Below are 24,386 nucleotides of genomic sequence, written 5' to 3' on the forward strand. Positions count from 1 at the left end.
CGGTTCCCGTTAACGAAGACCGATCCAAGCGATCATTCTCCCTGTGGAACCGCCTTCCTTTCTATGCGAAAAGAAAAGATCGGTTCGGCAACTCGTACATAACTGAGTTACTTCGATATGGGACGACAATATTCCTGCTTGCTCGATTAATTTCTGATTTAATAATTGCAAATTCAACATGTACTTCTCATTACCATTATCCTTGATAATTGCTTCTTGATCCTCTGTGGATAACTGTGATTCCTCAAAAACCAACCTTACGCGTGAGGCAACCGTCTGATCAACCTCATAACAACAAATGCCAATTGAGGGCCCTATGGCTGCTCGAATATCCGAAGGCCGACTACCAAAAGTATGTGTCATTAAGGATATAGTAGCCATGGAAATGTTTAGCACAGTACCCTTCCACCCTGCATGTGCAAGAGCTACCACACGCTGGATGGGATCATAGAAGAATAGCGGTACGCAATCCGCAAATTGCGCACAGAGCACAATGTCTTTCTCTTTGGTTATAAATCCATCCTTCGCTTGCAAAGCTGTTTCCCTACTGTCACGCCCCCTGCCTTGCTCGTCTAAACTGACAATAGCAATGTCTTTCCCATGGACCTGCTCTGCATATGTAAACGATGTAAAGGGCTGCCCTACAGCCTCAGCAACGCGCTCACGGTTCCGCACAACATCGACCGGATTATCATTCACATGCAGACCGAGATTTAACGTTGAATAGGGAGCCTCACTTACACCACCTTTACGTGTGCTAAAACCAGCTGTAATCTCAGGAAATAATGAGATCCAAGAGGCTATTGGTAAAAGGACCGGACGATCCTCGTCTGAATGTACGGTTGGTTCTAACGCAAATGGTTCCAATCTAAATCCCTCCAGCCCATATTGTATCTCTCTACTTTAGCACAAAACAAAAAGACACACGATGTCTGCTCAGCTGTTTGTACGGCTGATCCAGCTTCCCCCGTGTGTCCAACGTCAATTTTTAAATTGACGATTAAACTCATATACCACTTCGGTGTCGTCCGTTTGTCGATACGGCCGTACGTCTTCTAGCTTCACGAGCACAACGTCAGCACCAATTTTCACGATATGCTTCCACGGAATAATGACATCGGTTCCTGTTCCGAACAGCCCAAAAAAACGACTCTGATTCGGAACAACAATGGATTCGATTCGTCCTTGGCGCAGATCAAGCTCCAAATCACTGATTTGTCCAAGCTTCTTGCCGTCTACAATATTAATTACATCCTTCGTCTGGAAATCAGATATTTTCATGAGGCCTATCACCACATATCTCATTAGAATTTGTACTGAATTTGTATTAGTATATGTGCCTTATGGGCAAAATGTCCTGTCAAACAAAAAAAGACCTTCACGGCTTGTCTACCTAAGCCGTTCCAGTCTTTGTTACTTACCATTAGGATTTCACATGTTTTTGCATCTGACAAATAGCTGATTTCTCTAACCTTGAAACCTGTGCTTGAGAAATGCCAATCTCATCTGCCACTTCCATCTGGGTCTTCCCTTCAAAGAATCGCATGGAAAGTATCATCTTTTCTCTTGCATTTAGCTTATGCATCGCTTCACGCAATGCGATACCCTCAATCCATGACATGTCCTTATTGCGCTCATCGCTGATTTGATCCATAACATAAATAGGGTCGCCACCATCATGATAGATGGGCTCAAACAACGATACAGGATCTTGTATAGCATCCAGTGCGAACACGACATCTTCTTTGGGTACATTCAATGCTTCAGAAATTTCATAAATCGATGGCTCGCGTGAGTTTTGATTCGTTAGACTGTCTCTAACTTGTAATGCTTTGTAAGCAATATCTCTCAAGGAACGAGAAACGCGAATCGGGTTATTATCTCGTAAGTAGCGGCGTATCTCACCTATAATCATCGGTACGGCATAGGTCGAGAATTTGACATTTTGACTTAAATCAAAGTTATCAATGGCTTTCATCAAACCAATACAGCCAACTTGGAAGAGATCGTCCACATACTCTCCACGATTGTTGAACCGCTGAATCACACTCAGTACCAACCTTAAATTGCCATTGACCAATTTCTCTCTTGCAGTTCGTTCCTGTTTAGTTTGCAGGTCAGTGAACAACTCACGCATCTCTGCATTGGTCAGCACAGGCAGTTTGGCGGTGTCAACTCCACATATCTCAACTTTATTTCGGGTCACCGTGATTACCTCCCAAGGAGAAACATTACTGTTAATTATCCCCGTGAGCTGTCGATTTATTCCTGCTTCATCCCTTGCTCAGGCACTTGACAAAAGGGTACTGACTCGCTCCCTCCCGTGACACCTGAACAATTTCGACAAAGACGGCCAAAAATTTTTTTTAAACCATCTTGTTAAACTCTTTGCGAAGCCGCTTTATAATGCGTTTTTCCAATCGAGAGATATAAGATTGCGAAATACCCAACAGATCTGCAACGTCTTTCTGTGTCTTCTCTTCCCCATCCTGCAACCCGAACCGCAGCTCCATAATAATACGTTCACGTTCACTAAGTTTATCTAGTGCTTTATGTAACAGCTTCCGATCCACTTGTTCTTCAATGTTCCGGTAAATGGTATCATTCTCTGTCCCTAATACATCAGACAAAAGAAGTTCGTTACCATCCCAATCAATATTCAAAGGTTCATCAAACGATACTTCTGTTCGAATTTTACTATTTCTGCGCAAATACATCAGGATTTCATTCTCGATGCAGCGCGATGCGTAAGTTGCAAGCTTAATCTTCTTCTCGGGGTCAAATGTATTTACGGCTTTGATAAGGCCAATCGCTCCGATGGAAACCAAATCCTCAATATTAATACCCGTATTCTCGAATTTTCTCGCTATATAGACAACCAATCTCAGATTGCGTTCAATCAACATAGCACGAATAGCCGCATCCCCGGATGGTAATTTTTCCAATAAGTATTCTTCTTCTTCACGCGTAAGCGGCGGTGGCAATGCTTCACTACCACCAATGTAATAGATTTCTTCACCTTTGAGTCCTAGCATCATTAAAATACGATAATACGTTAGTTGAATAAGCAGTTTCCACTTCAAGAACATGTTAGTTTCCTCCTAAGAGTTTTGCCATGGCAAAACTTTCATCGTAAGCTAAGCTGCGTTTTCCAATGGAAAACTGACTTTGTAAAGTTGAACCAATCATTAACCAGCTTGAATCAATGCAGGATGAATGATGGCTTGATAGGAACCATCACTGCACAGCTTTCCTCCATCCAGTCCTATGAGCACTTTCGTAGCCTCCAATTGCGATTCATTATGAATAATCACCACCTTATCGGGTTTAATAGCCAACATAAATTGCGTATTACGATTGACCCCACGGTAAGGTACGAGTCGCAAACGGTCCTGCCAAACAAATTCTTCTACTCCTATACCGCTAATGATTTGATCCACATCTGCTGACCGAATTCTTTGCAGCCATTGCTCAGGAAGAACATCTCCCCATTCCGATACTTCCATAACCATAACGGGTGTGCGCGTCAATGGATCATAGAGTTGATTCCCCGTGTCGATCAAGCCTTTGCAGGTTGCACTGAAATCCCCTACGTGAATGGTAACCTCCGCCAAATAGGTACTCATAACTTCACGCTGCTTACTGCTCTGGAATACGGTTCTAAACCACCAGATAAGAGGAAGCAGGAGCAAGACCACAAACAAGATGCTGCCGATTTGGAATTGAAACATGGCGACCCCAGATTGCGTAAACACGATTCCTTTCATAACATCAGAGGAAGAGGCCAGCACATAATGAATACCGAACATCCCGCCAGCAACAGCAAAATTAATGATTAAGAATGTTCCCATATTCCGCAATAAATTTTGTAAGGAACCGTACCCAAAAGCGGTCATAATCATACCTGTACAAAACATACATTTCACAGAAAATGTAAATAACAATGTGGGAACTGGTAAAAACATCATAACGACATATGAAGCCCCTAATGCTGCAGAAAGTGCAATTCTCCACCATGTGAACGCTATTTTCCGCGTTTTTGCAGTGACTAAGAGTAAGGCTGCATCCACCACAAAGTTCAATAGGAAAATGAGATCCGCATAGACGACCATGCCATGTCTCACCTCCAAGAAGGGCACTATCTAGCAATTTCGTGACGAAACTTTCCGCTTCTAAATCAGTATATTGGATTCTAAATTCAAAGTCTGTCTAAACATGCTAGTAGGAAGCTACTTTTTTTGTCAGTTAACGCGGTCCTGTCTATAGGTGAAAACCTTGCAGAACAACAAAAAACCGAAGCTTCTACATCAAGTAGGGCTTCGGTCTCTAGACAATTATTATGTAATTATTTGTCAGTATTGCGTCCGCGGTTTCGTAAGAAAGTCGGAATATCTAATTGATCATTAGACGGTTGTGCACCAAAAGGTTTAAGATTATTTAAGCGGTTATCAGGTGCTGACGACGTCTCTGGTTGTCCTGGGGAAACCGGACGTTTGATAGACTGATGAATAGGAGCCGCTTTATGTTCGAAACCAGTTGCAATAACCGTAACTAAGATCTCATCTTTTAACTTCTCATCAATTACAGCACCGAAAATCATATTAACCTCAATGTCAGAAGCAGATGCCACGATATCAGCCGCTTCATTCACCTCGTACAAGCTGAGATTCATACCGCCAGTGATATTCATAAGAACGCCACGTGCGCCTTCGATGGATGTTTCTAGCAATGGACTTGAGATCGCTTTTTTGGCTGCTTCTGCCGCGCGATTCTCACCTGTAGCAACCCCAATACCCATAAGGGCGGAACCACGTTCAGTCATAATCGTTTTGACATCTGCAAAGTCCAAATTGATAAGTCCTGGTACTGCGATCAAATCAGAGATCCCTTGAACACCTTGGCGAAGAACATTATCCGCTTCACGGAAAGCTTCAAGCATTGGAGTTTTCTTGTCAACAATCTCAAGTAGACGATCGTTCGGGATAATAATAAGCGTATCAACTTTCTCTTTCAATGCAGCAATCCCTTGCTCTGCTTGTAAAGAACGCTTACGTCCTTCGAAAGTAAACGGTCGTGTTACTACGCCAACCGTTAGTGCGCCTACCTCTTTTGCGATTTCAGCAATGACTGGAGCAGCTCCTGTACCTGTACCGCCGCCCATACCTGCCGTTACGAACACCATATCTGCGCCGCGAAGCGTATTCAGAATCGTCTCCCTTGACTCTTCTGCTGCTTTCTTCCCGACTTCAGGATTTGCACCTGCACCCAAACCACGGGTCAATTTATCACCAATTTGCAATTTATGAACGGACTTTGCCAAATGAAGTGCCTGTGCATCCGTATTAACGGTAATAAATTCAACACCTTTAACACCGTTTTCAATCATACGATTCACTGCATTGCTACCGCCGCCACCAACACCGATGACTTTAATTTGAGCCAATTGATCTAAATCCATATCAAATTCAAACATATGCCATATCCCCCTAACTTAACGTTCACTAAATAAATTCACTGAAGAAATTCTTAACTCGATCAACCCAACCTGGCTTTTGACTATCGGAGGATTTTTTGGTAGTCTTTGCAGCCACTTTTTTGGTGACACCTGAATTACGATTCTTCATGTATTTGGAGACGAATTGAATAATACCAACACCGCTCGTGTAGGAAGGATCACGTACCCCGATGTAATCAGGCACTGCAATACGTACAGATGTAGCCAGTTCAGCTTGTGCAATCGCCAGAATACCTGGGATACACACAGTTCCACCCGTAAGTACATACCCTCCTGCAAGATTTCCGAAACCTAAACGATGAACTTCCGCACGAATTAATTGAAAAATCTCTTCGACACGAGGCTCAACGATATTTGCAAGATCAACTTGAGAGAACTCTTTTTCGACATTGCTGCCCATTCTCGTCACTTTAAACACTTGATCAGGTGCGGAATCATCTACGGATGCACAGCCATATTTCAATTTGATCTTTTCAGCAATTTCCAGTTGCGTATGTAAGCCAATCGAAATATCATTGCTGATAAATTCTCCGCCAATCTGAATCGTTGACGTTGCAACTAAATTACCTTCGTCAAAAACAGCAATTGTCGTTGCACCAGCACCGATATCAACTAATACGGTCCCTACAGCCTTCTCATCTTTGGAAAGTGCCAAATTACCAGAAGCCAGCGACATTAAAATAAGTCCTGCAACCTTCAATTCGGATTTTTCCACAACACGCATTAAATTATGTATGCCCGTTTTGGCTCCAGTAATAATCGTCGCTTCTACTTCCAAACGAACACCGATCATTCCGCGTGGATCATTAATACCTTCTTGCCCATCTACCAAATATTGCTTAGGTACAACTCCAACTATTTCACGTTCGGGAGGTAATGCGATGACCCTTGCCGCTTGAATGACGCGATCAATATCTTCTTCTCCGATTTCTCGGTCATCATTGGAAACAGCTACTACGCCGTGACTTGATTGAAGAGAAATATGATTTCCTGAAATTCCAACGTAAACCTCGGAGATTTGTATACCGACCATTCGCTCAGCATGATCAATAGCACTTCGGATTGAATGCACAGTTTGATCAATGTCAACGATTGCGCCTTTACGAATCCCCTCTGACTCGGCAGATCCCACTCCTATTATATTAATGGTTCCGTTAACAACTTCCCCAATAATAGCTCGAACTTTGGATGTACCGATGTCTAAACTAACAATGATATCATTGTTGCTCAAGCCCCTGGCACCTCCTGTAACTTAGGTAAAATTGCAAAATCTTCACAAATACTCCTATACGTATTCCACACAACCGCCATATTCCCTCTTTTTTCTACAGTATTTTCGCATTTAAAAACCAACTTCAATTTCTGTTTTCACTGTTGTAAAATGCAAATAATTTCGTCTAGTAAATACAAGAAAAAATAGAGTATGCAGATAGATCCTATTTAACCATAAAACTAATTTTAACATTTTTTTCAGAGATTGAGTAGTCTCTGCTAAGATTTTTTGTAAACCTTTCCGCTCGATATCGGTTGTTATGGCTTCGGTGTTGATTTCGGCGTTGCTTTCGGTGTTGACTTAGGATCTGTTTTGGAATCACTTTTGGAATCTGCTTTAGAATCTCCACTTGTTGCGAAAGGTGTGTGGTATTCAACTTCAAGCATGGTAATTACGCCATTAGAAATGTGATCCTCTGCTAGACCCGCAATATACCCAGGCAAGTTATCAATTCTATCAGGCAGATAGGTAATGGTTGTATGGATTTCAAACTGTGAGCGCGTATAAATCTTAATTTTGTCAGGGTACGATTCCGAAGGATCCGGCTTAATCTCTGATACGTCTGACAACGCACTCTGCGGGATCTCTCCTAGCACTTTACACAGCGCAGCTTTATTCGGATCTGTATCCGTCCATCCCGTCAAGATGGGCATGTCGAGCGGGATACCGCTGCCAGCTGGCAGATCAATCACATTGCCGTCAGCGAGCACAGCTTGCTTTTTGCCGTTAGGATCTATCTGAAAAGCTACTTTAGGAAATTCTTCGACTCCAATGTGAATGACACCGGGAAACATTTTGGTCACCTCAGCACTTTTAATCATAGGCATCCCAGAGATCCGCTGTTCAATCGTCTTAGAGCTCACTGCAAAAAAACGATCACCTACTGCAACTTGAGTAGCTTGTCCAATTACGTCAGATGCTAGTAGCACATTCCCCTCTACTTCGATCCGACTAATCCGACTTAGTGAAGATTGGAAAAACAAAATAACGAGTACCGTTAGGAAAAAAATAATCAAAAAAGAGAGCAGCTTCCGATTCGTACGCGCACGTGGCTTAGGTACTGGCAACGTTGGTACTTTGACATCTTCGGACAAGAGGGGCACCACCTAATTATATTTATATCCATTCCTATGACCTAATCCAATGAATATCGTGAATCCCCTCCTGCAAGCAGGAAGGGATACGCGATTGTCACACCACCTATTACTCACTGGGAACCGGCGCTTGACGACGCACAGAAGCCCCTAGTCTGACTAACATATGTTCGATCCTATCATACCCTCTATCGATATGATGAATTTGCTCAACGATCGTTGTGCCATGCGCAGCTAAACCGGCGATTACAAGAGCAGCACCAGCTCGCAAATCGGTCGCTTCAACTGTAGCACCATACAACCTTGGGACACCACGGATAAAGGCTGAACTCATATCTACGCGAATGTCTGCCCCCATCCGAGACAATTCATCCACGTGCTTAAATCTACCTTCAAATATCGTTTCTTTCATCACACTTAGTCCATCTGCTAGAGATAAAAGTACCATGACTTGCGATTGTAAATCCGTTGGGAAAGAAGGATGAGGCGACGTCACGATACGTTCAACTGCCTTGGGTCTTGCCTTGCAGCTTACATGTATTATATCACCGTCTGCGATGATTTGAACACCTGCACGCTTAAGCACATGGATAACCGATGTTAAATGAGCAGGGTTTACTCTTTCCAAAGTAATATTACCTCTGGTAGCCGCTGCTGCAACTAGAAAGGTTCCTGCAACAATACGATCTGGAATTATCCGGTACGTGCAAGGAGATAAAGCAGTAACACCACGAATCGTGATTGTATCCGTTCCTGCTCCAATTATATCAGCGCCCATCGCATTCAGGAAGTTTTGCAAATCCTGTATCTCTGGTTCGCGTGCAGCATTATAAATCGTTGTCGTACCTTCCGCTTTCACAGCGGCCATCATGATATTCTCAGTCGCCCCTACACTTGGGAAATCCAAGAAGATCTCATTACCTTGCAGTGCTTCGGCAGAACAGACAATTCTGTTAGAAAATTCTTCAATATCGGCTCCCAGAGCCTGTAAACCTTTGAGATGCAAATCGATTTTACGTTCGCCGATTGCACAGCCACCAGGTTGATAGACAGTGACACTGCCGAATCTAGCGAGAAGCGGACCCATGAGAAAGATGGAAGAGCGCATCTGACCCATCAATTCTTCGGGGATGTGGGAGGAATGAACTGTGGATGTTGTAATGGTTACCGTATCTCCTTGCTGCTCGGCTCGACAACCAAGTGCTCGTAGAATACGCAGCATGGTGTCGATATCGAGCAGATTAGGAACATTGTGCAAAGTATGCGTACCACTAGCAAGTAAGCACGCAGCTAATATAGGTAATGCGGCGTTTTTAGCGCCGTGTATCTGGATGGCTCCCGTAAGAGGTCTTCCACCTTCGATAACGAGCTTCTCCAAAATTCCACCTCCGATTTACCTCTCACCCATTACCAGAACCTCAGGTACTAGCTTAATACCGTACGATTGCTCTACGATCAGCTGTACTTCGTTGATAAGAGTAAGAACGTCCTCGGCTGTAGCTTCTCCCGTGTTAACAATGAAATTGGCGTGAAGCATAGAGATTTCTGCTCCACCGACACGTTTGCCTTTCAGGCCTGCTTCTTCGATGAGCTTTGCTGCAAAGCCCCCTTCGGGGTTACGGAATACACTTCCTGCGCAAGCTAATTGCAAAGGTTGCGTACGCAGACGTCGATCTCGGTAAGCAGCCATAGCCCCTGCGATTTCGTTGCGGTCTCCAACCTGTAATTCAAAGACAGCCTCTGTTACAATGCCAGGCAATGTGTGCAAAATAGAATGTCGATAAGCATATTGTAAATCTTCTGCCTGCATAACGACCAATTCCCCTGTATCCAAGATGACTTCAGCCTGCTTGAGTATGCGTGACACATCGGACCCGTGAGCCCCTGCATTCATGTATACGGCGCCTCCCACTGTACCGGGGATTCCTGAAGCAAACTCCAGTCCGGTCAAGCCTTCTTTGGCTGCGAGTACGGATAATTTAATGAACGAATAGGAACCTCCCGCATAGACCATGGAACCTTCAAAACGAAGGGTATCTAACTCATGGCCTAACTTAATCACGACACCTCGAATTCCTCTATCTCCGACAAGCAAGTTAGAACCCCTGCCAATCACTGTCCAAGGTAAGCCGCGCTCATGTAGAAACTTGATGGCAGCAGCTACCTGCTCTTTGGAGTGGGGAATAATCAAGCAATCAGCCGGACCGCCGATTTTCCAAGTGGTGTATGGAGCTAGTCGTTCATTCGTTCTTATCTCGCCAATATTGGATGCCTTTAAGTCGGCTATTAACTTCTGCATGGGAAAACCTCCTTCACAGAACGTAGGGCGAAATGTAGAGATGTAAGATTGATATCATACAAGTTCTTACATTTCATTCAAAAGGATTGGAGCGAAGTCGGCCGATCTTCGTTCCTTGTTCACTTATGAAGCCTTAGGTGTCTGTCACGGTTATAGTGTAGTTTATGTAAAATCGGTTAGAGTGTGACAATCGCCTATACGGTTTAACAAAATCACAATGAATGGCTATGCGTTTCAATCAATTTAACGATAGCAGCTACAGCATCACTCTCATTACGTGATTGCATCGCTGCTTTATAGATCTCACGATTCTTGTAAAGTGCTTCGACCTGATCGGCAAGCCTATCAGGAGATAAGTCCTCTTCCTGAATAACATCGGCGTAACCGGCCTTCTGAAATGACGCTGCATTCAGTATCTGATCACCTCGACTGGCTTGACGGGATAACGGAATTAAGAGCATGGGTTTCTCTAAACCTAGAAACTCAAAGATCGACGTTGCACCTGCACGTGAAATAACGAGATCTGTCATCGCCAACACATCAGGCAGCTCTTCGTTCAAGTATTCAAATTGCTTATAGCCACGGGTAGAAAGATGCTCATCAGATACATTCCCTTTGCCACACAGATGCACGATTTGAAATTGGGGGAGTAAACGACCTAAGTTCGCACGTACTGCTTGATTCAATACCTGTGACCCTAAACTACCTCCCATGACTAGTATCACTGGTTTCTGGGTATGGAAATCACATAACTGAAGCGCGCGTGACGCTTTACCACAACTGATATGTTCACGGATCGGCAAGCCAGTAAGAACAGACTTTCCGCCCTTAATATGCGAAAGGGATTCTGGAAACGTTACACAGACCTTCGTTGCAAAAGGAATGGAAATCTTATTCGCAAGTCCAGGCGTCATATCGGATTCATGGATAATAACAGGGATGTTGTTCATTCGACTTCCCAAAACAACTGGAACGGAAACGAACCCGCCTTTCGAAAAGACAATGGCGGGCTTCAAACGTTTAAGTAACCGATACGATTCATAAACACCTTTCATGACTTTGAATGGATCTTTTATATTTTTGAGATCGAAGTATCGACGCAATTTCCCTGAAGAAATCGGATAAAAGGGAACCCCTTCTCGATTAATAATCTCTTTTTCAATACCAGTAGCCGAGCCTATGTATTTGACATCCCAACCTTGTTGCTTCAACTTATGCATCAGCGCTAGATTAGGCGTAACATGGCCTGCGGAGCCACCTCCGGTAAATACAATTGTCTTCATTCCCCTGTCACCTCGAATAGCGGGATATATTAAGCAGGATGCCGACGGATGTCAGCATGAGCGTCAACGAAGACCCCCCTGCACTTATGAATGGCAGCGTAATCCCCGTTACCGGGAACATACCGATAACTACGCCGATATTAATAATAACTTGAACGGCAATCATGCCGATAATGCCTACTGCAATTAAGCTGGCAAATGTATCAGGTGCCGTTATAGCTGCACGCATCCCTCGCCATACTAAGATGGTAAAGAGTAGCAGAACCAACGTGCCTCCAATAAAACCTAGCTCTTCAGCGATGATGGAAAAAATAAAATCAGTTTGCGGCTCTGGTAAGTAACTATACTTCTGCCGACTCATGCCGAGTCCAAGACCTACTAATCCGCCAGGTCCAATTGCATAGAGGGATTGAATAGATTGATATCCAGCGCCAAGCGGATCCTGCCAAGGATCAAGAAAAGCGGTAATCCGTTTCAGACGATAGGGAGCGGCGATAACGAGTCCGATAAAACCCGCAACCCCTATCATACCTAGATAGGAAAGATGAAGCAATCTCGCACCAGCAGTGAAAATAATGAGAAGAGACGCACCAACAAGCACGACCCCTGTTCCTAAGTCTGGCTGCAGCATGATTAGACCGAATGCCAGCCCCATAATACCCAGAGGCGGCACCAAACCTTTGGTTAGCAGTGTAATTTTAGATTGATTTTCAGATAGCATTTTGGAAAGAAAGAGAATCATCCCTATCTTCATAAATTCAGAAGGCTGAATCCCGAAAGCACCGATACCTAGCCAACTTCTGGCACCACCACGAATAACGCCGATACCAGGAATCAGTACAATGACCAACATGCCAAAGCACACAAACAAGGCCAACTTAGCGAATCGTTTCCACACCAAATAATCAACGTTCATGGTAAAGAACATGGCAACGATGCCCAGCACAGCGAAAATCAGCTGCCTTTTTAAGTAATAAAAAGAATCACCGAATTCACGAAATGCAAGTACACTGCTTGCGCTGTAGACCATAATAACGCCGATTGTCAAAAGCAGCAAGGTCGGAATAATAATCCAAATGTCAGGAGCGGAGCGTGCTTTACCCATTACAGACACCTCTTTGTCAGTTGTGGGCCTCCCTCTATAAAGTGGATAAGCCCTACTTAAAGGTTATGCACGGACTCCCTAAACATGCGTCCCCTGTCCTCAAAGGATGGAAACATATCCCAACTTGCACAAGCTGGCGAAAGAAGTACAACGTCTCCTCCTTCACTCATTTGCCAAGCAAGCTGAACGGCTTGTTCAACCGCGTCCGCAGCATCCTTAGCAGTATCGACGGTTTGTACCTTGCTAATCCCTGCCAATTCGGCAATATGCTTGATTTTTTCTTTCGTTTGCCCTAATGTGACAACGCCTTTGATCCGCTCACGGAAGGTTGGCAGTAGTTCCATATAATCCGAACCTCGATCTAAGCCGCCGGCAATCAGGATAACCGGTTGTTCGAAAACTTCTATCGACTTAATAGTAGCCGAGGAATTCGTTGCTTTCGAGTTATTATAAAAGGTTACACCTTCCAGCTCTCTCACGAGCTCGAGACGGTGCTCTACGCCCCGAAAGCTGCGCAATACATTAGCAATCACATCTAGGGATACACCCGCTGTAATGGCCGCTGCAGCGGCCGCAAGCGCATTCTCCACGTTAAAGCTTCCTGGAATGCCCATTTCAGAAGCTGGCATGATGGTTTGAATGGCACCTTGACCGTTCGCATACACCAAACAGTTCGTCTCGGCATCCAAATAAACGCCATGACCAAGCTTAGTTTCCCTCGAGAAATGAAATTGTTTCGCTTTTAAATTGGACATGAGACGGCGACATACTTCGTGATCCCAATTCATAATAGCGGTATCGTCTTCCGTTTGATTTTCAAAAATCTTAGCTTTCGAAGCGACATAATCATCCATTGAGCCATGATAATCCAAGTGCGTTTCGTAAATATTCAGCAGTAAGGCAATGTTTGGACGAAATGCTGTTGTCCCTTTTAATTGAAAAGAACTTAATTCAACAACCATCCAATTCTCAGCAGTTACCTCTGGTGCAGCCTCCGTTAATGCACGGCCAATGTTTCCTGCTACCACAGGCTTCAAACCTGCAGCATCGAGCATTAAGCCGATAAGCGTCGTTGTCGTCGTTTTCCCATTGGAGCCTGTAATCCCGATGATCGGCGCTTCGCAAAATTGATAGGCGACTTCAACTTCTGTTACAACCTCAATACCCAGCTCTTCTGCTCTTCGAATAGGATCTACCGAATAGGGAATTCCTGGGTTCTTGACAACTAGCGCAACCCCTTCATGCACAAGGGACTCCGGATGAAACCCGCATACAACAGAAATACCCAGAGCCTCCAATTCGTCGGCTTCAGGGCACGCGCTTCGTTCTTTTTTGTCATTGACTGTGACGAGAGCTCCTTTTTGATGAAAAAGCTTAGCTGCAGCGACACCGCTGCGAGCCAAGCCAAGTACGATCACTTCAAGTCCACGATAATCCCGCGGATGCTTCATGTTCTACAACACCTCATTCATATATAATCCGAGCAGAGCAAGTACGAGACCTACAGCCCAGAAAGTAATTACAACTCGCCACTCCGACCATCCAACCAACTCAAAGTGATGGTGAATCGGACTCATTTTGAACACGCGTTTCTTCCTTGTTTTGAAAGAAACTACTTGGATGACGACGGATAAAATTTCAACTAAGAAAACTCCGCCAATAATGGCAAGAAGCAGTTCTGCTTTCGTTAAGATAGCCACGGCGACTAGTCCGCCTCCGATTCCCAATGAGCCTGTATCACCCATGAAGACTTTGGCAGGATGCGCATTGAAAACGAGGAATCCTAGCACAGCGCCAACCATGGCTGCTGAGAAGATAGCTGCTTCTGGCTGTGTGTTGTTCATGGCAATGATCGTGTAAGCGCCAAATGCAATTGCACTTGTCCCCGCTAACAAGCCGTCCAAGCCATCTGTAAAGTTAACGGCATTCGAAGCGCCTAGCATCAAAATGGCCATTAACGGAAAGTACAACCAGCCTGCATTCAAATGATACGATACAAATGGTACGTAAATATCTGTGCTGTGTCCTTGCATAACGAGTAAATAACAGACAATGGCTGAAATCAATAATTGACCAAAAAGTTTCTGTTTCGCTGTAAGCCCTAAAGAACGCTTGAAAATAATTTTGATATAGTCATCAAGAAAGCCAACAAGTCCATAACCTAAGGAAGCTAATAATAAAATGAGTAAATCTGTATTTTTATCAGCAAAACGAAGTGTAGCCAAGGAAAGCGCGAGTAAAATAATGACGCCGCCCATCGTTGGTGTACCTTGCTTCTTGAGATGTCCTTGCGGGCCATCCTCACGAATCTGCTGTCCAAATTTCATCCTTCTCAAAATAGGTATGCATAACGGCCCCATGATTAGCGCCAGCACGAATGCTACACCCATTGTTAATAATACCGCGTTTTCCACGTTGGTTCCCCCTGCTCATTTCCGTCACTCTTTCCTGAAATAACGATGTCCTTCTAAGGGCCGCGTTATGGAAACCTCGAAATTGGCACAACCAATTTGAGGGTCTTTCTTTCAAATTAATAAGCTTTGGACAACCTGCTCAAGCCGCATCCCGCGCGAGCCCTTCACGAGCACGAGATCCTCGGCGCTTGCGAGTGCTGCGAGCTCCTCCGCGAGCTGCGCCTTGTCGTCGTAGGCACGCACCTGCGCCTGCGGAAACTGCTTCACCGCTTCATCCGCGATGAAGCGGCCAAGACGCCCGAACGTGAAGACGTAGTCTACACGTTCCGGAGACAACATCGCGCCAATGCCGCGATGGAACTGCTCTTCGTGCTCGCCAAGCTCCAGCATGTCGCCGAGCACGAGGAACTTCCGACCGAAGCCGCTCAGCTGCTCGGTCAGGGCAATCGCCGCCCGCATCGAGGCGGGCGAGGCGTTGTACGCATCGTTAAGCACGGTCAGCCCAGAGGCTGCCGTGAGCTTCTCGATGCGCATGCTCGTCATCTGCAGCGCGCGAAGCCCCGCTGCAACGGCACTTGGCGTGACGCCGAAGGCCTCGCCGACGGCAATGGCCGCTAACGTGTTCACAACGTTGTGCGTGCCAAGCAAAGGGATAAACAATTCCTCATACTCAGAGGAATTGATGGTGAAGTAGGCACCATCCGCATCCATCCGGATAGCAGTTGGGTAACGATCGTTATCGTGGTCTTGGCCGAAACGAATGCGACGCAGCCCCTCAGGTAACTTCAGCTCGCCTAATGCTTGCTCAATTAACGGTTCATCCCCGTTATAGATAATCAAGCCATGGGCAGGCATGCCTGTCACGATTTCAGCTTTGGCACGGGCAATTTCATCTCTGGAACCAAGTTGAAGCATATGCGATTCACCAATCATGGTGATGATGGCAGCTTCCGGCTCTGCGATTTCAGACAATAAAGCAATTTCGCCGCGTCCACTCATGCCCATTTCAACGACTGCAAATTCCGTCGTTTCTTCAAGCAGCAAGAGTGTAAGCGGTAAACCAATATGGTTATTCAGGTTTCCCTTTGTTTTATGAACCTGGTATGTGCTCCCTAGGACAGCTGCAACCAAATCTTTGGTTGTCGTCTTCCCATTGCTCCCGGTTATACCGATGATCCGTACGGGGAGCTCTTTGCGGTAAGCTTTGGCCAAACCCTGAAGCGCTTCAAGTGTATCTTCGACTTGAATGCAAGGGATATCGCTTGGCACCAAGCCATGGTCAGCTTGCCAGAGAATAGCCGCAGCCCCTTTCTGATAAGCATCTTGCGCATACTGGTGACCATCGAAATTCTCTCCGATAAGCGGGATAAACAGACTGCCAGCCTGAATCGAACGTGTATCCGTAGACACTCCCTTAATCAAAATGTCACCATGCACACCCGACACCTCGCTGCGGAGCATCGTTGCTATTTGACCTAATGTACGCTGAATCACTGTGTTCTCCCCTTTATCGCAGCCTTAGCCACCAAACGATCGTCGAAATCATGCTTGACGCCCATGATATCCTGATACGTTTCGTGGCCTTTTCCCGCTATCAATATTACATCTTTAGGGCCTGCCTCTTCAATAGCCTTTTGTATCGCTTTTTTACGATCCGCCAACAAAATATACTGATTTGAAGGGTAATTCACTTCTTTGAGCCCCGGCTCAATATCTGCCAATATTCCATCTGGATCTTCTGTTCGAGGATTATCAGACGTCACATAAACAAAATCACTATAATGGGCAGCTACTTTCCCCATAAGAGGGCGCTTCGTTTTGTCACGATCCCCGCCACAGCCAAACACGGTAATAATCTTACCTTCCGCAAACTCACTTACCGTAGAAAGAGCATTCTCTAAACCATCGGGCGTATGCGCATAGTCAACCAAGACCAAGTACTCCTGGCCCTCATTGACAACTTCCATTCTGCCTTCAACAACTGCGATACGTTCTACACTTGTACGAATGGCCGCCAAAGGAATGCCTTCCGCTAGGGCAGCAGCGATCGCCCCGAGCACATTGTACACATTGAACTTCCCTACCAATTGCATGTGAATGGAAGCTTCTCCTGCAAAGGAATGAAGCTGAAACTCAGTCCCCTGTGACGTCATCCGAATATCGGAAGCACGCACATCACAATCGTTGTGAATGCCGTACGTAATCACTTGAGCAGCGGTTAAGCGATGAAACATCTGAGATGCTTCATCATCCGCATTCAGGATGGCGTACTGGCGAGCATTCGGATCTGACGAGAAACCATTGCCCAGTCGAGAAAATAGCAGCCCTTTCGCTGCTGCGTAACCGTCCATCGTTTTATGATAGTCCAAATGATCCTGTGTCAAATTCGTAAATATACCGGACCGGAATTGAATTCCTTTCACTCTGCCCATATCAAGACCATGAGAGGAAACTTCCATGATGCAATAATCAGTACCGGCATCTGCCATTTTTCTTAGAATACGTTGCAGCTCCAAAGCTTCTTGTGTATTCGTCGCTTTATTTTCTATGTATTCATCGCCAATTTTGATATGGATATTACCCATTAAACCTGTCAGATGGCCTTGATCTGCTATAATTTTTTCCAAAATATACGTAGAGGTTGTTTTACCATTCGTTCCCGTAATACCGATAATTTTAAGTTCTTTACTTGGGTATCCGAAGAAATGGGCGGAAATAGCAGCCATCGCATATCTGGCATCTTTCACAACGAGTTGAGGGACAGATACGTCAAGCACTCTCTCAGTAACAAGCGCAGAAGCCCCGAGCGCAATCGCTTTGGGGGCATAGTCGTGACCGTCAGCAGTCAATCCAGGGATGCACAGAAATAAATCACCCTGTTTTACTTTACGAGAGTCTGCCTCAATTCCCGTAATCTCCGTGTCTTTATCGCCATGTATATGGGTAATGAGCAGTGCGGAAGCAAGCTCCTGCAGTTTCATAAGCAACCCTCTCTTCCTAGATTTATCTATCTATTATGGACAATTTTATGCGAGTAGAAAAGCTAAACATGTCTTATTTGCAAATCTTTTTTCGCAAGAAGTATGCAATCCCTATTTCTCAGGATCCACATTGGATAAGAAGATACGAATCGTAGAACCCTGATCCACGCGTGAGCCTGCTTTAGGTGCTTGCGAGATGACATATTTCCCATTTCCTGATTTGGCGAGCTTAAAATTCATATTCAGGTCTTCTAATATATCATCAACTGACGCTCCAACCAAGTCCGGAACTTCAACTACTGGAATTTCACCATAACGATATTCTTTATCCAGCTGATTTTTGTCCGGTTCAACCTTCATGTAACGCAGCGCATCTGCCATGATATCTCTGACCAATGGAGCTGCAATCAAGCCACCGAATTGAATGCCTTTCGGATCATCCACAGCTGCATACACAACAATCTTCGGATTATCCGCTGGCGCAAAACCAATGAATGATACGATATGCTCATCAGGTGAATAACGTCCATTAATAACCTTCTGGGCTGTTCCTGTTTTCCCGCCTACACGGTAGCCATCAATAAAGGCATTCCGCCCTGTCCCCTTCGCTACAACGCTCTCAAGCGCCTCACGCACTTGTCTGGACGTATCTTCGGAGATGACATTACGCACGAGTTCAGGCTCGACCACATCGACAACTTCACCTGTATCTGGGTTGGAGAACGACTTTGCTACATATGGCTTGAACAGCTTTCCACCATTAATTGCTGCGGATACTGCTGTAATTTGTTGAATTGGCGTAACCGAAACCCCTTGTCCGAATGCGGTTGTCGCCAACTCCACAGGACCTACTTGCGATGGTTTGAACATAATCCCATTCTCTTCACCGCCAAGGTCAATCCCTGTCTTCTTGCCAAAACCAAATCGGGAAATATAATCAAATAATTTCTCTTTGCCTAATCGCTGTCCCATTACGACAAACCCTGGGTTACATGAGTTCTGAACGACCTGCAGCATCGTTTCACTGCCATGTCCACCACGTTTCCAACAACGCAAGCGAGCGCCACCAACTTCAATGGCACCAGGATCAAAGAACTGTTCATTCTTTAGATCAACTTTCTTCTCTTCAAGTGCTGCAGCAAGCGTAATAATCTTGAAAGTAGAACCAGGCTCATACGTTTTCCAAATCGGTAAATTTCGATTATACGTCTCCGCTGGCGACTCCGTATATTTGCCTGGATCATAGGTTGGACGGCTACCCATTGACAAGATCTCGCCGGTATTCGGATCCATCATGATCGCAATGACATTCTGCGCTTGATATTGCACCATCGCTTGATCAAGCGAACGTTCCATTACGGATTGCAAATGGCTGTCGATGGTCAACTTCACGTTGAGCCCATCTTTGGGAGGCGTGTATGTATCCGTTGTGCCAGCCAATTTCCGGCCAGCTGCGTCTGTCATATAGGCGATATTGCCTGCCAACCCAGTCAACTGTGAATTATACTTCGACTCGATTCCAGTCAACCCTTTATCAATTCCCGCAAATCCAAGGATATGTGCCGCTAATGACCCATAGGGATAGTACCGTTTATTATCTTCCGCAACGACGATACCCGGCAATTCTAATTTCCTTACCTCTTGTGCCTTCTCAATCGAAATTTTACGACCAGAGGGCCTTATATTGTTTTGCGAAGTTTTTTTGGTAATTTGTTTGTAAATATCTTCTTCGTTGCCTTCCAGTACTTCTGCAAGCTTGGCAGCCGTTGCATGGGCATCTTGAATTTGCACGGGAATGGCGATAATCGTCGGCGTGCTCATACTATAAGTCAAAGTCAACCCGTTGCGGTCTTGAATTTCACCCCGCTTCGGCGCAAAAGCGATCTCTCTTCGCCAACTCTCCTCAGCCTTCTTCGCTAGATCTTGTCCAATTACTAGCTGGACATAAGCTAAGCGGATGATAAGTGCAGTAAAGATGACAGTTGCAATAATTAACGCCGTAAACAATCTCCGACGAACGGTAACGTTAGAAGCCCGCATGAACGTTCAGTCTCCCTTCCCACTATTGTCATGTTCATTCCTAACATGACTATTCGGGACAAACAGGGGTTAGAACAAGCTATTCACTAACGCTGCTTATTTGCTGTCGTTCGTTGTGTCTCCGTTTTGGAGTTAGGTGTTGCTGAAGGTGTCGGGGTAGTTCCTGGTGTTGCAGCAGGGTTCGATCCGCTGCTCGTGTCCGAATTATCCCCTAGTGGTCTAAGTTGCAGCGTAACGCCACGACCTTCTCCTGCAGCGGATTGTTCCGACACATACCCTTCTCCCGAGGTTTGACAGTCAATTTTGAAAAAGGAACACGTCTCAACTGCATCTCGAAGCGATCTGCCGACTAGATTCGGAAGCGGCATTTCCTCTACGGGCTGCATGGCGACATATATATGCTGCGTTGATAAAATTTGAGTTCCAGCCTTCGGAAACTGATCGACTACTTTCTCACCTTTCCCAAATACTTCGAGGGATAGGCCAATATCTTTGGCAGTGTCTTTTGCACTAGTCGATGTAGCATCCATCATATTGGGTACATTAAGGCGATTCGCTACTTTAGTAATCGTTTTCGGCTTCTTACTTGAGGCAACGCCCATATATTGCAAAGACTCACCAACGATTTCTTTAAATGCTGGCGCTAGGACTTGTCCGCCTAGATGATAGTTTCCGCCTAGATCAGGCTGATCAGCGATCAATGTAATTAGAATTCGTGGATCCTCTACGGGCGCATAGCCAATAAATGAGATAACCCACGTATCGGGCGAGTACGTTTTTTCACCAGGAAGTACGATATTGGCTGTCCCTGTTTTGGCAGCTATTCGATAATCCTCCATATAAGCAAGCTTGCCAGTCCCTACTTCTTGGTCGGATACGACTTGCTCCAAGTAGCCACTTACGGTGGCCGCTGTTTGTGGACTTACAACTTGTCTGATAACTTGAGGTTCATATGCTGTTATTACTTTGCCTGTTTTCGGATCAAGAATATCCTTCACAATGTGAGGCCACATCAATTTCCCGCCATTCGCAATTGCTGCATACGCTGCGGTTTGTTGGATAGCCGTTACAACGACTTTCCCTTGCCCATATGTTGCTGTTGCGTACTCAGAAGGATATTTCATGTCAATCAGTCCTTTAACTTCACCAGGCATATCAATATTCGTTTTTTGATCGAATCCAAACTTATTAATATAATCGCGTAGTTTGTTCTGTGTTAATTTCTCAATGCCTAGCTTTACAAAAGCGACGTTACTTGACCTCTTCAATCCTTCTAAGAAAGTAATTTTCCCCCAACCGACGAGATTGTGGTCATGGAGAATACGGTCTGAGACTTTAATCGAACCCGATTGATAGGTTTCTGTGGGATTAAACAGTCCTTCTTCAACAGCTCCAGCAAGGGTAACTAATTTGAAGGTGGATCCAGGTTCATACCGAGAAGCAACGGCGCCATTTCGAAAATCTTTCTGAGGATCGTAGTTCCAATACGTATTCGGATTAAAGCTCGGCGTGTTCGCCATGCCAAGTATTTCCATCGTTTTCGGATCAACTGCGATAGCTGTCAAGCTTTTCGGGTGCCATTTGTCATTCACCTTGGCTAATGCGCTCTCTAAGTAAAACTGTATGTTTTTGTCGATTGTGAGTCTGACATTATTTCCATCTTCCGCAGGTTTGAAATTGACTTTGGCATCGGGAAGTTCCACCCCTTTACCATCCTTTTCGTAGCTCAACATACCGGGAACGCCTTTCAACGTATCGTTTAGTTTAAGCTCCAGCCCCAGTGCGGCTTCGCCTTCCTTATTGGTATATCCCAAAATATGCGAGGCCAAGGATTCACCAGGATAGTATCTCCTTTCATCTTCCAGAATCGAGATACCCATACTTTTCTTGGTGCCCAGTTTCGTTTGCAAATTGGTAATGAGCGCGCGAACTTGATCCGCCTTCTCTTTCTCAATCTTCCAACCTTCATTTCTCACTTCTACGTTTGCAGCGAAGTCCGTTCCATCCAAATTCCTCTTTGTCGCTAACTTGCGAATTTTATCGACAAGCTCTGCACGGGACGCTTCTGAATCCTTCAATATATCCGCCAACCCCTGAGTCACATCCTCAGCAATGTGCAAAGCATCAATCACTTTCGGATTTAGTGCAATCGTATAGGCCGTTGCTTCTACGGCAAGCACCTTATCATTACGATCCAAGATTGAACCGCGTACAGGAGCCAGCACTTTATCTGTTTCCCAACGTTTCTCAGCTTTCTCTAGCAACCATGATGCTTCTACCACTTGAATCCAATAGACTTTAACCATGAGGACAACAAAAAGAAGGGTAAAAAACCCTCCAAGTAGCAAAGAACGTAACTTAATTTTTTTTGTCATATGAGTACCTGCCTGTTACGGTTTAGAAGCTGTTTTCGTACTTTTCCCACCAGTTGTTACAGTAGTAGTACTAGATTTCGTCTTTGTAGATGAATTTGACTGCGCCACAACGTTACCTTGCTTCGTATCTTGTAAATTAAACCCGAGGCGTACTGCCTCCTCTTTTAAACGATCTGGACTTTGCAGCTTCTCAACTTCTTGCTTGAGCGCACTGTTCTGTGCTTGAATTTCACGGATTTCACCTTGCATCTTCAAAATATTCGCATTCATCTGATAGATCGCAGCAAATCGCCAAATGATCACTCCAGCAACAATAACACAAAGTACGACTGTGAATAAATAGAGCATTTTCTCTTGCGCTGGCAATGAGGAGTTGCGATAAACGACCTTCGTTGTTTCTTTTATCTTCACACGTTGCCCAGAATTTGGTTTCCGTTTCGGATCAAGTGCCAAATTGCCTTGAATATATGATGCCATCGCTTATTCCTCCCTTGGTCAAAGCTTTTCTGCTATTCTTAATTTTGCCGATCTGGCTCTTTGATTGACTTCTAATTCATGTTCACTAGGTAGAATTGGTTTTCGTGTAACGAGCTTCAAATCTCCAAGTTTCTCACATACGCACATTGGAAAAGCTGGTGGACATGTACACTTCTCCACATTTTTCACGAAAAACTGTTTGCAGATGCGATCCTCTAAGGAGTGGAATGTAATGACTGCAATGCGTCCTTGAGGCGCCAAACAACGAAGTGATTGTTGCAGCGCTTCTTCAAATGCGCCCAGCTCGTCGTTCACAGCAATTCGCAATGCTTGGAAGCTTCGTTTGGCCGGGTGCCCCCCTGTCCGTCTTGCGGCAGCAGGAATCCCTTCTTTGATCAATTCTACGAGTTCCCCCGTTGTTTCAATCGGTTTCTTTTCTCTTGCTTCTACAATCACACCGGCAATTCGTCTTGAGAACTTTTCTTCCCCATATTCGAATAGTACTTTAGCAATTTTGTCAGCTGGCCATTCATTAACGATCGTTTTGGCGGTAAGCTGTGTATCCCGATCCATTCTCATATCGAGCTCAGCATCATGGTTGTAACTGAAACCACGATCACCATCATCCAGCTGTGGAGAAGAAACACCTAAATCGAAAAGAATGCCATCAACTTGGGGTCTTCCATCCTTCATAGCCCTGGGCACACCGCGAAGTACGTGCTCGATTTCTCTGAAGTTGCTTTTGATTATTGCTACACGATCTAAATAGGGCGCAAGCACTGTCTGTGCGTTGGCTAAGGCAATATCATCTTGATCAAGGGCAATGAGCAGCCCCTCTGGTCCTAGCTTGGATGCGATTAGCGAGCTATGCCCCGCGCCTCCCATCGTACAATCCACGTACACACCATCTGGTTTTATATGTAAACCTTCCACAGATTCTTCTTTAAGTACAGTCACATGATGAAACACTACTTGTCCTCCTAAAAGTTTCGCCTTGGCAAAACTGACTTCGTAAGCATATTCTTAAACTCAAAATTTCTATAGATCAAAATTAAAATCGACCAGCTTCTCTGCTATTTCATTAAATGATTGTTCAGACTCATTGGCATAGCTTTCCCAAACTTGCTTACTCCAAATCTCCACACGATTAGAAACTCCGATAACAACACAATCTTTCTCTAACTTGGCATGGTCGATAAGATTACTTGGAATGTTGGCTCTCCCCTGCTTATCAAGCTCACATTCTGCTGCACCAGAGAAGAAAAACCGGGTAAAAGCACGTGCATCTGACTTCATTAATGGCAATGCTTTCAGCTTCTGTTCGAGAATTAACCATTCGGATTGCGGATATACAAATAAGCACTGATCAAGACCACGGGTGATGACAAAAGCTTCGCCAAGGGCTTCACGGAATTTGGCCGGTATGATCATTCGGCCTTTCTCATCAATGCTATGTTGATATTCACCCATAAACATAGCATCAAGCCCCCCTTCCCTCCACTTTGTACCACTTTTCACCACATTTGAATC

General features: G+C 45.0%; 21 protein-coding genes. All 21 read right to left on the reverse strand.

The window, feature by feature from the left end; translation table 11 throughout:
- Positions 1-9: 9 nt before the first annotated feature.
- A complete protein-coding gene (gene pgeF / locus A8708_RS31975; protein WP_068670684.1) occupies positions 10-867 on the reverse strand; it encodes a peptidoglycan editing factor PgeF in 858 nt (285 codons plus the stop codon).
- A gap of 114 nt (positions 868-981) precedes the next feature.
- Positions 982-1,281 (reverse strand): YlmC/YmxH family sporulation protein, encoded by a 300-nt coding sequence (locus tag A8708_RS31980; protein ID WP_056612638.1) that lies wholly within the window; start codon positions 1,279-1,281, stop codon positions 982-984.
- 142 nt (positions 1,282-1,423) lie between these two features.
- The gene (gene sigG / locus A8708_RS31985; RefSeq protein WP_056612640.1) at positions 1,424-2,206 is read right to left on the reverse strand and encodes an RNA polymerase sporulation sigma factor SigG; all 783 of its coding nucleotides are present in this window, start codon (positions 2,204-2,206) and stop codon (positions 1,424-1,426) included.
- Between the two features lie 160 nt (positions 2,207-2,366).
- Entirely contained in the window at positions 2,367-3,089 is a 723-nt protein-coding gene (gene sigE / locus A8708_RS31990; RefSeq protein ID WP_068670686.1) for an RNA polymerase sporulation sigma factor SigE, read from the reverse strand.
- Between the two features lie 99 nt (positions 3,090-3,188).
- Positions 3,189-4,124, reverse strand: a complete 936-nt coding sequence (gene spoIIGA / locus A8708_RS31995; RefSeq protein WP_338044257.1) for a sigma-E processing peptidase SpoIIGA — start codon at positions 4,122-4,124, stop codon at positions 3,189-3,191.
- Positions 4,125-4,345: 221 nt separating this feature from the next.
- On the reverse strand, positions 4,346-5,473 hold the full coding sequence (ftsZ, locus tag A8708_RS32000) for a cell division protein FtsZ (protein ID WP_068670690.1): 1,128 nt from the start codon (positions 5,471-5,473) through the stop codon (positions 4,346-4,348).
- A gap of 28 nt (positions 5,474-5,501) precedes the next feature.
- On the reverse strand, positions 5,502-6,746 hold the full coding sequence (gene ftsA / locus A8708_RS32005) for a cell division protein FtsA (protein ID WP_068670692.1): 1,245 nt from the start codon (positions 6,744-6,746) through the stop codon (positions 5,502-5,504).
- Positions 6,747-7,045: 299 nt separating this feature from the next.
- Positions 7,046-7,882, reverse strand: a complete 837-nt coding sequence (locus A8708_RS32010) for a cell division protein FtsQ/DivIB (RefSeq protein WP_068670694.1) — start codon at positions 7,880-7,882, stop codon at positions 7,046-7,048.
- 109 nt (positions 7,883-7,991) lie between these two features.
- Positions 7,992-9,260, reverse strand: a complete 1,269-nt coding sequence (gene murA, locus A8708_RS32015) for a UDP-N-acetylglucosamine 1-carboxyvinyltransferase (RefSeq protein WP_068670695.1) — start codon at positions 9,258-9,260, stop codon at positions 7,992-7,994.
- A 15-nt stretch (positions 9,261-9,275) separates the two neighbouring features.
- On the reverse strand, positions 9,276-10,181 hold the full coding sequence (gene murB, locus A8708_RS32020) for a UDP-N-acetylmuramate dehydrogenase (RefSeq protein WP_068670696.1): 906 nt from the start codon (positions 10,179-10,181) through the stop codon (positions 9,276-9,278).
- 212 nt (positions 10,182-10,393) lie between these two features.
- On the reverse strand, positions 10,394-11,464 hold the full coding sequence (locus tag A8708_RS32025; RefSeq protein WP_068670697.1) for an undecaprenyldiphospho-muramoylpentapeptide beta-N-acetylglucosaminyltransferase: 1,071 nt from the start codon (positions 11,462-11,464) through the stop codon (positions 10,394-10,396).
- A 7-nt stretch (positions 11,465-11,471) separates the two neighbouring features.
- Positions 11,472-12,569, reverse strand: a complete 1,098-nt coding sequence (spoVE, locus tag A8708_RS32030) for a stage V sporulation protein E (protein WP_068670698.1) — start codon at positions 12,567-12,569, stop codon at positions 11,472-11,474.
- A 56-nt stretch (positions 12,570-12,625) separates the two neighbouring features.
- A complete protein-coding gene (gene murD, locus A8708_RS32035) occupies positions 12,626-14,020 on the reverse strand; it encodes a UDP-N-acetylmuramoyl-L-alanine--D-glutamate ligase (RefSeq protein WP_068670699.1) in 1,395 nt (464 codons plus the stop codon).
- Between the two features lie 3 nt (positions 14,021-14,023).
- Positions 14,024-14,959: a phospho-N-acetylmuramoyl-pentapeptide-transferase gene (mraY, locus tag A8708_RS32040; RefSeq protein WP_068671046.1), complete on the reverse strand. Its 936-nt coding sequence runs from the start codon at positions 14,957-14,959 to the stop codon at positions 14,024-14,026.
- A gap of 135 nt (positions 14,960-15,094) precedes the next feature.
- Positions 15,095-16,477 carry a UDP-N-acetylmuramoyl-tripeptide--D-alanyl-D-alanine ligase gene (locus tag A8708_RS32045; protein WP_068670700.1) on the reverse strand — a complete coding sequence of 461 codons (1,383 nt, stop codon included), beginning with the start codon at positions 16,475-16,477 and terminating at the stop codon, positions 15,095-15,097.
- A complete protein-coding gene (locus tag A8708_RS32050; RefSeq protein WP_068670701.1) occupies positions 16,474-17,964 on the reverse strand; it encodes a UDP-N-acetylmuramoyl-L-alanyl-D-glutamate--2,6-diaminopimelate ligase in 1,491 nt (496 codons plus the stop codon). The genes A8708_RS32045 and A8708_RS32050 overlap by 4 nt, the downstream gene beginning before the upstream one ends.
- Positions 17,965-18,075: 111 nt before the next feature.
- A complete protein-coding gene (locus tag A8708_RS32055) occupies positions 18,076-20,004 on the reverse strand; it encodes a stage V sporulation protein D (RefSeq protein ID WP_068670702.1) in 1,929 nt (642 codons plus the stop codon).
- Between the two features lie 86 nt (positions 20,005-20,090).
- Positions 20,091-22,310 carry a penicillin-binding transpeptidase domain-containing protein gene (locus tag A8708_RS32060; RefSeq protein WP_068670703.1) on the reverse strand — a complete coding sequence of 740 codons (2,220 nt, stop codon included), beginning with the start codon at positions 22,308-22,310 and terminating at the stop codon, positions 20,091-20,093.
- Positions 22,311-22,394: 84 nt separating this feature from the next.
- Positions 22,395-22,856 (reverse strand): septum formation initiator family protein, encoded by a 462-nt coding sequence (locus A8708_RS32065; protein WP_068670705.1) that lies wholly within the window; start codon positions 22,854-22,856, stop codon positions 22,395-22,397.
- Between the two features lie 18 nt (positions 22,857-22,874).
- Positions 22,875-23,825: a 16S rRNA (cytosine(1402)-N(4))-methyltransferase RsmH gene (gene rsmH / locus A8708_RS32070; RefSeq protein ID WP_068670707.1), complete on the reverse strand. Its 951-nt coding sequence runs from the start codon at positions 23,823-23,825 to the stop codon at positions 22,875-22,877.
- Between the two features lie 69 nt (positions 23,826-23,894).
- Positions 23,895-24,332 (reverse strand): division/cell wall cluster transcriptional repressor MraZ, encoded by a 438-nt coding sequence (gene mraZ, locus A8708_RS32075; RefSeq protein WP_068670709.1) that lies wholly within the window; start codon positions 24,330-24,332, stop codon positions 23,895-23,897.
- Between the last annotated feature and the right edge of the window lie 54 nt (positions 24,333-24,386).

The organism is Paenibacillus oryzisoli (assembly GCF_001653565.1).
GTDB classification, from domain to species: Bacteria; Bacillota; Bacilli; order Paenibacillales; family NBRC-103111; genus Paenibacillus_E; species Paenibacillus_E oryzisoli.